Source organism: Halomonas sp. SIMBA_159, assembly GCF_046536035.1.
GTDB lineage: Bacteria > Pseudomonadota > Gammaproteobacteria > Pseudomonadales > Halomonadaceae > Vreelandella > Vreelandella venusta_A.
The window spans coordinates 26,966-40,936 of record NZ_JAWJBT010000015.1; the positions used below are offsets into that span (position 1 = coordinate 26,966).

10 protein-coding genes and 1 riboswitch are annotated in these 13,971 nt (G+C 56.5%); of the genes, 7 read left to right on the top strand and 3 right to left on the bottom strand.

Annotated elements, in window-relative coordinates:
* Positions 1-149 precede the first annotated feature (149 nt).
* Positions 150-269, top strand: a riboswitch (guanidine-I (ykkC/yxkD leader).
* Positions 270-327: 58 nt separating this feature from the next.
* The 7 genes from R0J87_RS11210 (at position 328) to atzF (ending at position 10,017) form a co-directional block, all read left to right on the top strand.
* Positions 328-1,416: a putative urea ABC transporter substrate-binding protein gene (locus tag R0J87_RS11210; protein WP_498886182.1), complete on the top strand. Its 1,089-nt coding sequence runs from the start codon at positions 328-330 to the stop codon at positions 1,414-1,416.
* Between the two features lie 57 nt (positions 1,417-1,473).
* A complete protein-coding gene (locus tag R0J87_RS11215) occupies positions 1,474-2,301 on the top strand; it encodes an ABC transporter permease (RefSeq protein ID WP_498886183.1) in 828 nt (275 codons plus the stop codon).
* Complete coding sequence (locus R0J87_RS11220) at positions 2,298-3,092, top strand: ABC transporter ATP-binding protein (RefSeq protein ID WP_498886185.1); 795 nt, start codon at positions 2,298-2,300, stop codon at positions 3,090-3,092. The genes R0J87_RS11215 and R0J87_RS11220 overlap by 4 nt, the downstream gene beginning before the upstream one ends.
* Positions 3,089-3,811: an urea amidolyase associated protein UAAP1 gene (locus R0J87_RS11225; protein ID WP_498886187.1), complete on the top strand. Its 723-nt coding sequence runs from the start codon at positions 3,089-3,091 to the stop codon at positions 3,809-3,811. The genes R0J87_RS11220 and R0J87_RS11225 overlap by 4 nt, the downstream gene beginning before the upstream one ends.
* Positions 3,812-3,826: 15 nt before the next feature.
* The gene (locus R0J87_RS11230) at positions 3,827-4,465 is read left to right on the top strand and encodes an urea amidolyase associated protein UAAP2 (RefSeq protein ID WP_498886188.1); all 639 of its coding nucleotides are present in this window, start codon (positions 3,827-3,829) and stop codon (positions 4,463-4,465) included.
* A 75-nt stretch (positions 4,466-4,540) separates the two neighbouring features.
* A complete protein-coding gene (gene uca, locus R0J87_RS11235; RefSeq protein WP_498886189.1) occupies positions 4,541-8,158 on the top strand; it encodes an urea carboxylase in 3,618 nt (1,205 codons plus the stop codon).
* 41 nt (positions 8,159-8,199) lie between these two features.
* Entirely contained in the window at positions 8,200-10,017 is a 1,818-nt protein-coding gene (gene atzF / locus R0J87_RS11240) for an allophanate hydrolase (protein ID WP_498886191.1), read from the top strand.
* Between the two features lie 50 nt (positions 10,018-10,067).
* Here atzF and R0J87_RS11245 read toward each other — a convergent pair whose 3' ends face one another.
* Genes R0J87_RS11245 through R0J87_RS11255 form a run of 3 tightly spaced genes read right to left on the bottom strand, consistent with a single transcriptional unit; the run spans position 10,068 to position 13,851 of the window.
* Positions 10,068-11,225 (bottom strand): hypothetical protein, encoded by a 1,158-nt coding sequence (locus R0J87_RS11245; protein ID WP_498886192.1) that lies wholly within the window; start codon positions 11,223-11,225, stop codon positions 10,068-10,070.
* Positions 11,226-12,932: a 2-isopropylmalate synthase gene (gene leuA, locus R0J87_RS11250; RefSeq protein WP_498886194.1), complete on the bottom strand. Its 1,707-nt coding sequence runs from the start codon at positions 12,930-12,932 to the stop codon at positions 11,226-11,228.
* Between the two features lie 16 nt (positions 12,933-12,948).
* Complete coding sequence (locus tag R0J87_RS11255; RefSeq protein WP_498886196.1) at positions 12,949-13,851, bottom strand: ion transporter; 903 nt, start codon at positions 13,849-13,851, stop codon at positions 12,949-12,951.
* Positions 13,852-13,971 lie beyond the last annotated feature (120 nt).

Sequence of the window (13,971 nt, forward strand, 5' to 3'; positions counted from 1 at the left end):
AAATACCTAACTAGTATAAAGCAGGCTAACAAAATATCGCCCAACCCACTAAAAATTAAAGTTTTTTTATCTTACGGCCAATATCTTGCTGTGTATAAAAACGCAACACATGGGGTATTGGCCGCTAACGCTGCCGCACAATTGAGTTTCCAATAGATCGCTAGGGTTCCGACACCATCAACGATACGCCCCTGATGAGTGTGACTGGTCCGAGAGCGGTCGACCTTGTGAGTAACAAGGTTACACGGCGGGACAAAAGCCCGGGAGGATAAGGCACAGTGATGCGCCGATGCCCCTGAGTTTTTTTCTTAGCCGCTGGAGGCTCTCATGACTCGCCCTACTCGCACTCCTTCAAAACGTCTGCTGCTCGCCCCCCTCTCTGCAGCCCTGCTGGCATCTACGCTCGCAGGTCCACTTACCTCCACTCAGGCACAAGCTCAAGAACGTGACGCCTTCAGCGTTTGCTGGTCGATTTATGCTGGCTGGATGCCCTGGGCTTACGCCGATGTGGAAGGCATCGTCGATAAGTGGGCCGACGAATACGGGATTAGCATCGATGTGGTGCAGGTTAACGACTACGTCGAATCGATTAACCAGTTCACCTCAGGCAACGTTGACGGCTGCGCCATGACCAATATGGACGCATTAACCATTCCCGCCGCCAGCGGCGTGGACTCTACCGCGCTGATCATCAACGACTACTCCAACGGCAATGACGGCATCGTGCTCAAAGGCAGCGATGATCTTGCCGATATTGCTGGCCGCCAAGTCAACCTCGTCCAGTTTAGCGTCTCTCACTACTTCCTTGCTCGTGCCCTTGAAAGTGTCGGCTTAACTGAGCGTGACATCGAAACGGTGAACACTTCTGATGCCGATATTGTCGGCCTGTTTTCCAGCAGCACAACTGAGGCAGTTGCTGCCTGGAACCCACAGCTAAGCGCGATTGCCGACATGCCCGATGCCAACGTGGTCTACACCTCAGCGGAAATTCCTGGCGAAATTCTCGACATGATGGTCGTCAACACCCAAACGCTGGCGGATAACCCCGACCTAGGTCATGCCCTAGTAGGCGCTTGGTATGAAGTAATGGGGCTGATCGAAGCAGACGACGAGAACGCACTGACGATTATGGCAGACGCTGCAGGTACTGACCTTGAAGGCTACCGTGCACAGTTAGAGGCTACTTATCTCTATACCGACCCCGCTGAAGCCATCGAGTTGATGGAGAGCTCTGACCTACTCACCACCATGGAGCGGGTCGCCGAGTTCAGCTTTACCCACGGCCTGCTGGGCGACATGGCGCCCAACGCTGGCGTTGTGGGTATTGATACGCCAAGCGGTGTGTTTGGCGATGAGAGTAATGTGCAGCTGCGCTTCGACCCGAGTTTTACTCAAGCTTACCTCGACGCCCAGTAATACGTTAAATGGGAGCGGCAGCTGGCCGCTCCCCCACTCTTATCTGTGGACACCGCCATGAAGCGTTTAATCAACCTCACTCCCTCGCGGGGCGGCCGCTGGCTATTAGGACTACTACCCTTCTTGTTATTGGCGATGCTCTATATGAGCCTCTCCAGCGCAAGGCTGGCGGAAAATCCCAACGACCGCCTGCTGCCCACCCTGTCTACCATGGCAAGCTCTTTTTATCATTTGGCCACTGCCGAAAACGTGCGCACCGGTCAGATTGTGCTGTGGACCGACACCTTCGCAAGCCTGGAGCGCATTGTGATTGGCGTGGGCATCAGTGCTCTGATTGGCTTAGTGGTAGGCATCATCAACGGCGGTATCCCCCTCGTTCGTGCCAAACTCTCGCCACTGGTGACGGTCGCTTCACTGATTCCGCCCATGGCGATACTGCCGATCCTGTTTATTGCTTTTGGCACCGGCGAGGCCGCCAAAATTGCGTTGATTGTGATTGGCGTAACGCCCTTTCTGATTCGCGACCTGCAAGGCCACGCCCTACGGCTGCCTGATGAGCAGTTGATTAAAGCGCAAACCTTAGGCGCTAGCTCTTGGCAAGTGCTGCTAAGAGTCCTGCTACCGCAGCTTACTCCACGGCTACTCAACGCCACTCGCTTGGCATTGGGCACCGCTTGGCTGTTTTTAATCGCCGCCGAAGCCATTGCCGCCCAGGAAGGGCTTGGCTATCGCATTTTCCTGGTACGCCGCTACCTATCTATGGACGTCATTCTGCCCTATGTGGCTTGGATCACTCTGCTGGCGTTTCTGCTTGACCAGCTGTTGGCCTGGATTTCTCGGCTGGCATTCCCTTGGTACCACTCAGGCGAAGGAGATAAGTCATGAGCCTGCTGGCGGCCAAACGATTAGAGAAGCACTACGGCAACCATGTGGTGCTCGAAAACCTTAATTTTAGCGTTGAGCCCGGGGAATTCGTCACCTTAGTGGGCGCCTCAGGTTGCGGTAAAACCACCTTCCTTAAAATGCTGCTGGGAACAGAAACCACCTCGCGGGGCAGCCTCACGCTGGATAATCAGCCCATTCCCAATGAACCGGGGCCGGATCGCGGTGTGGTATTTCAGAAGTACTCGGTGTTTCCCCACCTAACCGTGCTCGGCAACGTGATGATCGCCGATGAGCTACATAGCTCCAAACTGCTGGGCAAAAGTTTTGGTGCAGCCAAGCGTCTCGCGATTGAAAAAGCCCGCGCCCGTATTGACGAAGTGGGCCTGAGCCATGCGCTTAATAAGTACCCCCACGAACTCTCCGGGGGAATGCAGCAGCGCTTAGCCATCGCCCAGGCACTAATGATGCGGCCACGTATTTTACTCCTCGATGAGCCTTTCGGTGCCCTGGACCCAGGCATCCGCCAGGACATGCACGTGCTGATCAATCGCCTGTGGCAAGAGCAACAGCTGACCATCTTTATGATCACCCACGACCTAAAAGAGGCCTTTGAGCTGGGAACACGGCTATGGGTGTTCGATAAAACCCGCCACGACCCACAGGCCCCAGAAGCGTATGGCGCAACGATCACCTACGACCTGCCTATATCAAGAGACCGTCCCTCTATCGAATTAAAAGAGGCGCTTAGCCAAGGCGGCATGAAAACTCATACTCAGGAGACGCTGCTATGAACAGCGAACCAAGCTACACCACTCATTTGCCCGGCGGACATCACTGGTCACTGCGCCTGCGCCGCGGCACCACGCTCACCCTGACCGCTAAAGAAGTGGACAGCAATGTGGGGATGCTCCTCTACAACCCGGAAAACCTGCTGGAGCGCTTAAACCTGCCGGACACCTTAAAGTGCCAGCACACCTTTAAGCTCACTCAGGGTCACTGTCTTTACTCGGATATGGGGCGCATTTTTGCCTCCATTACCCATGATGACCTGGGCTGGCACGACAGCGTTGGTGGCAATCTTATGCCCCATCATCTGCTGAAAAAAGGCTGGCAGCCAGTCAGCTATCAGCAGGCCCGCAACGACTGGACCCGCACCGGCTTCGACGCTTTTTTAGTGGAGCTTGCTAAGTACGGCCTGGGCCGCCGAGACATGGCCGCCAACCTGAATCTTTTCTCTCGAGTAGAGAGCGACGACGACGGCAAGCTGCGTTATGTGAGCGGCCACTGCCAGCCTGGCCAAAGCGTCACGCTGCGCTTTGAGATGGACACACTCGTGCTGCTGCACACCTGCCCCCACCCGCTAGACCCCAGCGCAGAATACCCTCGTCGCGGCGTCGATATTGCCCTCGGCACCGCCGAGCCAATGACAGAAGGCAGCCCCTGCTACCTTTCGCGGCCAGAAAACGCACGTGGCTTCGCCAACAATCGCCTTTACCACCTCGGCCTATAAGGGGGAACGAACATCATGATTATTGAAAGCAGCCTACGCCCCGAAAACGCCTTGAGCCGCACCACGGTCAACGCGGGCGATCATTACATTGGCACCGTCAAACGCGGTCAAACCCTGCGTATTCTCGACTTAGAAGGCAACCAAGCCGCCGATACGCTGTTCTTCAGTGCCGACGATACCGCCGAGCGCTACAGCGCCACGGACACGGTGCGCGAGCAAGGCGCGGTTTATCTCACCGCAGGCACCACGCTGATGTCCAGCGAAGGCCGCGCCATGCTAACCATTACCGCCGACACCTGTGGCCGCCACGACACCTTGGGCGGCGCCTGCGCCAGCGAGAGCAACACCGTGCGCTACGACCTGGAAAAGCGCCATATGCACTCTTGCCGGGATAACTGGATGCAGGCGATTGCCAACTTTCCAGAGTTTGGCCTTACCAAGCGCGACATCACCCACAACATCAACTTCTTTATGAACGTGCCGGTCACCGCCGACGGCGGGCTGACCTTTGAAGACGGCATCTCAGCGCCAGGCAAGTACGTGGAGATGGTCGCCGAGATGGATGTGATCGTGCTGGTTTCCAACTGCCCTCAGCTCAACAACCCCTGCAACGGCTACAACCCCACGCCTATCGAGCTGTTGGTTTGGGAATAATCGATTCGCCCTAGGGACGACCCTAGAAGGCCAAGCAACCTGCGGGACGACCCGCCTTAGTTTGCAGGCAGTGCCATGTCCATTAATAAAACGTTTAGCAAAGTACTGATTGCCAATCGCGGTGCCATTGCCGCACGTATCTTACGCACACTTAAAGCCCTCGGCGTGGGTAGCGTGGTGGTTTACGCCGATGCAGATCGCGATGCGCCTTATGTTCACCAAGCCGATGAGGCCTATCCGCTAGGTGATGGCGGTGCCAGCGATACCTATCTCAATATCGACAAGCTCATCACCATTGCCAAACAAAGCGGTGCCCAGGCGGTCCACCCCGGCTACGGCTTCTTGTCTGAAAATACCCGTTTTATCGCTGCCTGCGACGCTGCGGGGCTCACCTTTTTAGGCCCCACCGTCGAACAGATCCAACAGTTTGGCCTGAAACACGAAGCCCGCACCCTCGCAAAGCAGGCGGGCGTACCGCTAGTCCCTGGTTCTGAACTACTCGCCAGCGTTGATGAAGCGCTCACCAGCGCCGAGCAGATTGGCTACCCGGTCATGCTCAAATCCACCGCAGGCGGTGGCGGTATCGGCATGCAGATATGCCAAACACCCGCTGAGCTTGAACGTGCCTTTGATTCGGTAAAAGGCCTAGGTGAGCGCAACTTCGGTGATGGTGGCGTGTTTCTGGAAGCCTATATCGCCCGTGCTCGCCACCTGGAAGTGCAGCTATTTGGCGACGGCCAGGGCAACGTGGTGGCGCTCGGTGAACGCGACTGCTCCACCCAACGCCGCCACCAAAAAGTGCTCGAAGAGTGCCCTGCCCCCAACCTGCCTGAAACCGTTCGCCAGGCTCTCCAAGAAACCGCCGTTCAGCTGGGTAAAGCGGTTAATTACCGTAGCGCTGGTACCGTCGAGTTTATTTACGATACCGAGCGTCAAGCGTTCTATTTTCTCGAAGTGAACACTCGCCTCCAGGTCGAGCACGGCGTCACTGAGATGGTGTATGGAGTTGATATTGTAGAGTGGATGGTCAAGCTAGGTGCGGGTGAACTTCCAAGCCTTGAGTCACTTACCAAAGATCTCGCCCCCTGCGGCCATGCGGTTCAGGCGCGCTTATATGCCGAAGACCCCGCTCACGACTTCCGACCCAGCGCCGGGCTACTCACCGAAGTCGATTTCCCACAGGCTGACGGCCTACGCATCGACCATGCCATAGAAGCCGGGCTGGAAATCTCCGCGCTATTTGACCCCATGCTAGCGAAAGTAATTGTTCATGCCCACAGCCGCAACGCTGCGATTGAACAACTAGCGGACACCTTAGATAGCGCCAGCGTTTACGGCATTACCACCAACCGCGCTTGGCTCGCCCATGTGCTGCGTGCGGAACGTTTTAGCGACGCTGACCTAGACACTCACTGGCTGACTACATTGGCGTGGACACCACCTGCCATAGAGGTGATCGCCCCTGGCACGATGACAACGATCCAAGATTTTCCCGGCCGCCAGGGGCACTGGGACGTGGGCGTGCCGCCTTCCGGGCCTTTCGATGACTGGTCGTTTCGCCTGGGTAATCGTTTGCTCAATAACCCCGCCGATGCTGCCGGGCTTGAAATCACCCTGACAGGCCCGACGCTACGCTTTCACCGCGCCACGCAAATCGTGCTGGCGGGTGCCGAACTGCCCGCCACGCTGGATGGCGAAACGGCGCCCTTTTGGCAGGTGCTAGATATATCGGCGGGAGCCACGCTAATGCTAGGCAAAGCTGCTGCAGGCGCTCGCGCCTACTTATTAGTGCGGGGCGGTATTGAGTGCCCGCGCTATTTAGGCTCGCGCAGTACCTTCACCCTAGGCCAATTTGGTGGCCACGGAGGCCGCGCACTTAGAAGCGGCGATATGCTCGATTTGCCTCTGCTCACGCCTACCCCAGCGGCTCAGCTTGAGAAGATGCTCATCCCGACCTTTGGCAGCGGTAAAACCTGGCATGTGGCAGTGCTTTACGGCCCCCACGGCGAACCAGACTTTTTTACCGATGACGATATCGAGCGCTTTTTTGATTACGAGTGGGAAGTGCACTACAACTCTAGCCGTACCGGCGTTCGGCTGATTGGCCCCCGACCCGAGTGGGCGCGAGCCGACGGCGGCGAGGCGGGCCTGCATCCGTCCAATATTCACGACAATGCCTACGCCTTCGGCACTATCGATTTTACAGGCGATATGCCGGTCATCCTTGGCCCCGACGGCCCCTCATTAGGCGGCTTTGTATGCCCCGCCACCGTGGTACGCGCCGAGCGCTGGAAGCTGGGGCAGCTCGCTGCGGGAGACAAGATACGCTTTGTGCCGGTCAGCCTCGCCACCGCGCGCGCCCTTGAAGAGCGCCAACTTGACCAGTTGGATACGCTCAAAACGGTGCCCCGCGAAGAGATTCAGCCAGAACGTGACACCCCCATTCTGCGCGAGGTCGCCGCTAAGCAGGCCGGTGAGCGCATCGTATACCGACGCGCCGGGGACGATTTCCTGCTGATCGAATTTGGCACCATGGAGTTGGATATTGCGCTGCGCTTTCGGGTACATGCCTGGATGCTCTGGCTGCGCGAACATTCGCTCCCAGGATTGCGGGAATTAACCCCAGGTATTCGCTCGCTTCAGGTTCACTACGAGCCGCGAGAACTGAGCCTTGATACGCTTCTGGTGCATCTGCAAAAAGCCGAGCAGGCGCTGATCGATGTGGAATCACTGGAAGTCGAGTCTCGGGTGGTACATCTACCACTCTCCTGGGACGACCCCGCCTGCCAGGAAGCGATTGATAAATACCAGCGCAGCGTGCGCCCGGATGCACCCTGGTGCCCCAGCAACCTCGACTTTATTCGCCGCATCAACGCCCTGGAAAGCGAGCAGGAAGTGCGCGAGATCGTTTTCAATGCTCGCTATCTGGTCATGGGACTAGGCGATGTTTATCTAGGCGCTCCCGTCGCTACGCCGTTAGATCCGCGTCAGCGCTTGGTCACCACCAAATACAATCCCGCCCGCACCTGGACAGCGGAAAACTCCGTGGGCATTGGTGGTGCTTACCTGTGTGTTTACGGCATGGAAGGCCCCGGTGGCTACCAGTTTGTCGGTCGCACCCTACAAATGTGGAACCGCTACCGCACCACGGCTCACTTTGAGAACCCCTGGCTGCTGCGCTTTTTTGATCAGTTGCGCTTTCATAACGTCAGCCATGAAGAACTTGAGCAAATTCGCCGCGACTTCCCCCACGGTCGATATGACTTACCCATCGAAACCACTCGCTTTCGCTTGGCGGACTATCAGGCCGAGATTGATAAGAACGCCGCGGCCATTGACGCTTTCCGTACCAAGCGCGAAGCCGCTTTCCAAGCGGAAATGGCGGCCTGGCGGGCCAACGGTCAGTTCACCTTTGAGGATCAAGCGCCGGAATCCACCGAAGTCACAGCGCTCAATGAAGGCGAGCTAGGTGTCGAAAGCCCCGTCACCGGTAGCCTGTGGAAATTACTGGTGGAAGAGGGTGATCAGGTAAAGGCTGGCCAGCCAGTGGCGCTGGTGGAGTCGATGAAAATGGAAGTTGAGATTACCGCCCACTGTGATGGTCATGTAGTTCGCCTGCCACTTTCAGAGGGGGCATCGATTGCTCCCGGTCAGCCCGTGGTAGTGCTCGCTAATGAAACTAACATGAAGTGACGTTAGCCACTCTTCAAACGCTGATAAATAAGGAATCTAAGATGATGCAACGCGCTTTAGATATTTCAAGCCTGCACACCGCCTATCAGCAGGGCGAGCTCACCCCTGCTGCATTAATCGACGAGCTACTCGCACAAGCCGAAAACCACGGTAAAGAGCCCGCCTGGATCTCCCGCTTAAGTCGCGAGCAGTTGGCGCCCTATTTACAGCACCTAGAAGGTGAGTCACCGGAAACGTTGCCGCTTTACGGCATTCCCTTTGCGCTGAAAGACAACATCGACCTCGCAGGGATACCCACCACTGCGGGCAGCCCGGCCTATGCTTACACGCCCTCGGAAAACGCCTTTGTGGTGCAGCAGTTGATCGATGCGGGCGCAATTCCCATGGGTAAAACCAATCTGGATCAGTTCGCCACCGGGCTGGTAGGCGAGCGGGCGCTGGAAGTTTATGGCACCCCCGCCAATGCCTTCGACCCAACGCTGGTGCCCGGCGGCTCCAGCAGCGGCTCCGCAGTGGTGACAGCCGCGGGCATGGTCAGCTTTGCACTGGGCACCGATACGGCAGGCTCTGGCCGCGTGCCTGCATGCTTTCATAACTTATACGGAGTTAAACCGAGCTTGGGGCTGCTTAGCACCCGGGGCGTGGTACCCGCTTGCGCCACACTGGATACCATTAGCCTGTTTGCGCTGACCGCTGACGATGCCGCAAAGGTGCTGGATATTACCGCAGCCCATGATGCCGAGTGCGCTTGGTCGCGCCAGCATGACTTTGCCGTACACGGCAAACGCTACGGAAAAGCGCCCGCTACGTTTCGCTTTGGGGTGCCACTGGAATCCCAGTGGCAAACCGATGCGGCCTATACCCAAGGCATGCACCATGCAATTGCTGAGCTTGAAGCACTGGGCGGTGAAAAGGTCGAGCTGGACTGTTCGCCGTTACTGGCTGCTGCGCGCTTACTTTATGAAGGCCCCTGGGTGGCCGAACGCTACCATGTTATTCGTGAGCTAATGAAGAGCAACCCAGATGCGGTACACCCGGTGACTTTCCAAATCACCCAGGGTGGGGCAACGCCGCTGGCAGTAGACGCCTTTGATGCGCGCTATAAACTCGCTGAGTATAAGCGCCAGGCCGACGCACTCATTAGTCAGGTGGATGTGATGCTCACGCCTACAACGGTGACTCACCCAAGCAAGGCCGAGGTGGCAGCGGACCCTATCGGCGTTAACTCCCGCCTGGGTACCTGGACCAACTTTATGAACCTGCTCGACTACAGTGCCCTGGCGGTGCCGGTGGGCTTTAGCGAGCGAGACTTGCCAGTCGGCGTCACGCTGTTTGGGCCGACATTTGCAGACTTAACGCTACTCTCCCTAGCCCGCGCCCTTGAAGTGCGCCTAATGCTACCGTTAGGCGCAACCAGCATTCCACACCCTCCTTTAGAGGAACTACCCGCTCCTGCCCAGGATGGCAGCATGGAGCTGGTGGTGTGCGGTGCGCACTTAAAAGGCCTGCCGCTTAACCATCAGCTCACACAGCGGGGTGGCGTATTGGTGAGCACCACCCACAGCGCCCCGCGCTATAAGCTCTTTGCTCTGGCAGGTGGGCCTCCAAAGCGCCCGGCGATGCTTCGCGACGACAACGGCCAAGCCATTGAAGTAGAAGTTTGGCGTTTGCCTATCGAAACCCTGGGCAGCTTTTTAGCAGGCATTCCTGCCCCGCTCGGCTTAGGCCAAGTGGAGCTTGCAGACGGCAGTTGGAAGTGTGGCTTTACCTGCACCGCGGGGGCGCTAAATGAAGGCGGTGAAGCTGAAGACATCACCGAATTGGGCGGCTGGCGGGGGTGGTTGGCAAGTCAATCTTAACGCTGATATACAAGGCCCATGCACATGTAAAACATTGCGTATGGGCTTCTTTACACAAGCTCCTTCGCTTGCTCTTGAGTTCGCTTGCCAAGCGAACGATTAGCGGCTTTAAAACATACCCGCATCAGTGGCATCAACAGCCACAAAAGTGGTGTAAGTAGCCAGCGATAAATAAAGCGCGCAATGAACATTACCGGTAATAGCACCATTAACCAGACAATAAACTGCCCGAGCCACGTTGGCCAGCCTAACCACTGAGATAGATTGGCACCCAATGCACTGACTAGGCTGGGGTGGCGAATGACCACATAAGCCGTGCCGGCGACCGCTGCAACTTTGGCCATGCGCGGCAGCGTTGCGAAGCGCCCGCTTGTGGCAACGATCCCTTGACGCCCCCCCGTGCGAGCGGCCTGCGCCTCGACACCACCCACACGAGCCGTACGAGCGGCTCTTCCAGCGCGGAGCACCTTCACAGTACTGGCCATTACCAGCAGATCAACACCCGCCCAGCCCAGATCGCTTGCGCCTATTGCCTCGCCACGCCGCCACTGGCTTTCTAGGTCACGTAGGCCGCTGGTGAAAAAGTCGCCTACGCCGGAAACCAGACGCTCCCCTTGCAGCCACGCCACGTTGCCTTCGTCATCCACGACAAACTGGTTGAGCAGCCCATGGCCGTTGCTGTCGAGTAACGCAATTCCCATCTGACCACGCCGCAAAGGGGTTAGCTCAGCCATGGCCGCCTCTACGTCTGCATCCCCCAGCTCATCGGTATCCGATAGCTCATCGCCCCACCAGCGGCTGACTTGCTGATAGCGCTCACCTATCCAGTGCTGAGCACGCAGCGTCGTTACGTCGTGATCGCGAAAGTAGCTGATAGGCAGAACCGCATCTGCGCTAAAGCGCATCAACACCTGCTGGAATTGGGGCGATAACCCATAGTCGAGAAGCACACTTCGAGCGATATCACCGTGGCGTAATATCGCCAGCGAGGCGCTCATCCATAGCGCTTGATCAGACGCATAGTGAAGAAACAGTGCGTTGATCTCAGCAGACTCTTCTTGAAGCGTGGGCTCAAGAGCGGGCAGTGCCCGCTCTACTTCCAAGCGTACCAACGTTTCTTCAAACGGCTCGTGGGATGCCGTCACCGAGAACAGCCCAGCCAGGGCCATGACGGCTAATACGATGAGTAGCCAAGGCCGTTTGAGCATTTACCCTAAGGACTCCGCCGTCACATTGGCCGCCGCAGGCTGGGTAGAATGGTGGCGGTTGATCGCGCTCAGCACACCTTTCATGGAGGCGCTGGTGATGCTTTCATCGGTGCCTACGCCAAACACGGCTTTGCCATCAATGCGTACTTCCACGTACGCGATCGCTTCGGCATCCGCCCCTTGGCCGCGAGAGTGCTCGTGATAGTCGATAATCTCAACTTCTTGGCCACTCGCCACCAGCGCTTTGATGAAAGCGGCAAGCGGCCCGTTGCCTTCACCAGTGAGGGTTTGCCGCTGGCCGCTGTTTTCGACAATGGCCTCTAGCGCTACTTTGGGGCTATCTGGTTCAGAAGAGAGCCGGTGGTTCACCAGCGCCAGCGGTGAGCGCTGCTCTAAATACTCATCGGCAAAGGCTTGGTAGATCATTTGCGAGGTGATCTCTTTACCCGTGCGGTCCGCTACTTCTTGTACTACTTGGCTGAACTCGATGGAGAGCCTGCGGGGCAGCTCAATACCGTGCTCCTGCTCTAACAGGTAAGAGATTCCACCTTTACCGGACTGGCTGTTCACGCGGATAACCGCTTCGTAGCTGCGGCCTACGTCCAAAGGGTCGATAGGTAGGTAAGGCACATCCCAAACGGCATCCGGATTAGCGCGGCGATCCGCCATGCCTTTTTTGATGGCATCCTGATGAGAGCCTGAGAACGCGGTAAAGACCAAATCGCCCACATACGGGTGGCGCGGGTGAACGGGCAACTGATTGCAGTACTCGGCCTCACGCATAATCGGTGTGATATTGGAAAAATCGAGCTGAGGATTCACCCCTTGGGTATACATGTTCATCGCCAGCGTGACGATATCCACGTTGCCAGTACGCTCGCCGTTACCAAATAGCGTACCTTCCACACGATCCGCGCCTGCCATTAGCGTCAGTTCAGCCGCTGCCACGCCGGTGCCGCGGTCATTATGAGGATGAACGCTCACAATCAGGGTATCGCGCTTTTTCACATGGCGGCAGAACCACTCGATCTGATCAGCGTAGTTGTTAGGCGTGGCTACTTCGACCGTTGCCGGCAGGTTGACGATCATTTTGTTGTCAACGCTGGGGCCAAAGGTATCCATCACCGCTTCGACAATCTCCACCGCAAAATCCATCTCGGTGGTGGTGAATAGCTCGGGTGAGTACTGGAAGGTCCAGTTCGTTTCCGGGTTGGCCGCCATCAAATCGCGAATCTGCGCAGTGGCATCCACGGCAATTTGGATGCACTCGGTTTTGTCGACGCTAAACACCACCCGACGAAACATCGGGTCGGTGGCGTTATAGACATGCACGATGGCGTTTTTGACGCCCTTCAATGCTTCAAAGGTGCGCTCAATCAAGTGCGGACGCGCTTGGGTCAGCACTTGAATGGTCACGTCCTCTGGGATCTTATCTTGTTCAATCAGCGCGCGAACAAAATCAAAATCAGTCTGCGACGCGGAAGGGAAGCCCACCTCAATCTCTTTAAAGCCAATCTTTAACAGCATGTCGAACAGGCGCTGCTTTCGCTCTTGATCCATGGGGTCAATCAGCGACTGATTGCCGTCCCGCAAATCTACGCTGCACCAGATAGGCGGTGTTTCGATACGTTGACTCGGCCACTGGCGGTCAGGCAGATCAACGGCCACGAAGGGGCGATACTTTTTGGCAGGATCAGTCAACATCATGGCGGCTCTCCTAAAGTCAGTCGGTTGTGGGCTTGTCGATGTGTTTACCGCCCGCGTCTTGGGGTGCGCTAGTTTGCGCTGTGCCGTGTGCAGAGTGGGTCTGCGCAAGTGCAGCTTCCATACGGTCAAGCTGAGCGCGCAAATCGCGAACATCATTGCGCAGCCCCTGCATCTGGGCCACATCGCCGTCTTCGTTATCTAAATCGAGGATGGCACTCTCTTTCTGCATCACGTCCAGCACGATACCAATCATCATATTGAGAAAGATAAAGGCGTTCAAAAAGATGAACGTTAAAAAGTAGATCCAGGCGTAGGGATAAACATCCATCGCCGGGTACAGCACGGCAGTAGCCCAACTCTCAAACGTCGCCACCTGAAAGAGCGTGAGCATGGCGAGGGAAATATTGCCCCACAGGCCTTCGTCTACATCGTGAAATAGAAAACTGCCAATGGCCGCATAGATATAGAAGATAATAAACATCAACAGAACCACGTAACCCATACGCGGCACCGATTTCACCAGCGCGCTAAGCAGCATCTGCAGCTCAGGAATCATCGACACTAGCCGCAATACACGGAAAATTCTCAGCAGCCGCGCCAGCAGCACCATCTCTGAATCATCCATAGGAATCAGGCTGGCAGTCACGATTAAGAAGTCGAAAACGTTCCAACCTTTCTTAAAAAAGCTGACTAAGTTGCGCTCGGCTGCCATTCTGATCAAGATCTCCACCAGAAAGAATACCGTGACCGCCACATCTAGATAGATCAGCCACTGCTCTAAACGGGAAGTTTCTTCATAGGTTTTCGCGCCGATCACCAGCGCAGAAATCACGATAATGGAGATGACCAGCCCCTCAAAAAGCTTGTTACTACGCAGCTTTTCAAAACGGGCCTGCCAGGTATTGAAGGGTTCACTCATGGAACAAGGAGTCTCTAAGCGGTTAACGACGACACTTTATACTAAAATCACACACCTTCCATACAAGTGATATCCTGTTGTTTCACTTGATGTATCTTCGCCTCCAGGGCAACCCCGGTT

What these genes read in the sequence shown, in the direction of transcription:
- R0J87_RS11255 (WP_498886196.1), bottom strand. Translation starts at nt 13,851, where the DNA reads ATGAGTGAACCCTTCAATACCTGGCAGGCCCGTTTTGAAAAGCTGCGT.
- R0J87_RS11230 (WP_498886188.1), top strand. Translation starts at nt 3,827, where the DNA reads ATGATTATTGAAAGCAGCCTACGCCCCGAAAACGCCTTGAGCCGCACC.
- R0J87_RS11225 (WP_498886187.1), top strand. Translation starts at nt 3,089, where the DNA reads ATGAACAGCGAACCAAGCTACACCACTCATTTGCCCGGCGGACATCAC.
- R0J87_RS11215 (WP_498886183.1), top strand. Translation starts at nt 1,474, where the DNA reads ATGAAGCGTTTAATCAACCTCACTCCCTCGCGGGGCGGCCGCTGGCTA.
- R0J87_RS11245 (WP_498886192.1), bottom strand. Translation starts at nt 11,225, where the DNA reads ATGCTCAAACGGCCTTGGCTACTCATCGTATTAGCCGTCATGGCCCTG.
- uca (WP_498886189.1), top strand. Translation starts at nt 4,541, where the DNA reads ATGTCCATTAATAAAACGTTTAGCAAAGTACTGATTGCCAATCGCGGT.
- atzF (WP_498886191.1), top strand. Translation starts at nt 8,200, where the DNA reads ATGATGCAACGCGCTTTAGATATTTCAAGCCTGCACACCGCCTATCAG.
- leuA (WP_498886194.1), bottom strand. Translation starts at nt 12,932, where the DNA reads ATGATGTTGACTGATCCTGCCAAAAAGTATCGCCCCTTCGTGGCCGTT.
- R0J87_RS11220 (WP_498886185.1), top strand. Translation starts at nt 2,298, where the DNA reads ATGAGCCTGCTGGCGGCCAAACGATTAGAGAAGCACTACGGCAACCAT.
- R0J87_RS11210 (WP_498886182.1), top strand. Translation starts at nt 328, where the DNA reads ATGACTCGCCCTACTCGCACTCCTTCAAAACGTCTGCTGCTCGCCCCC.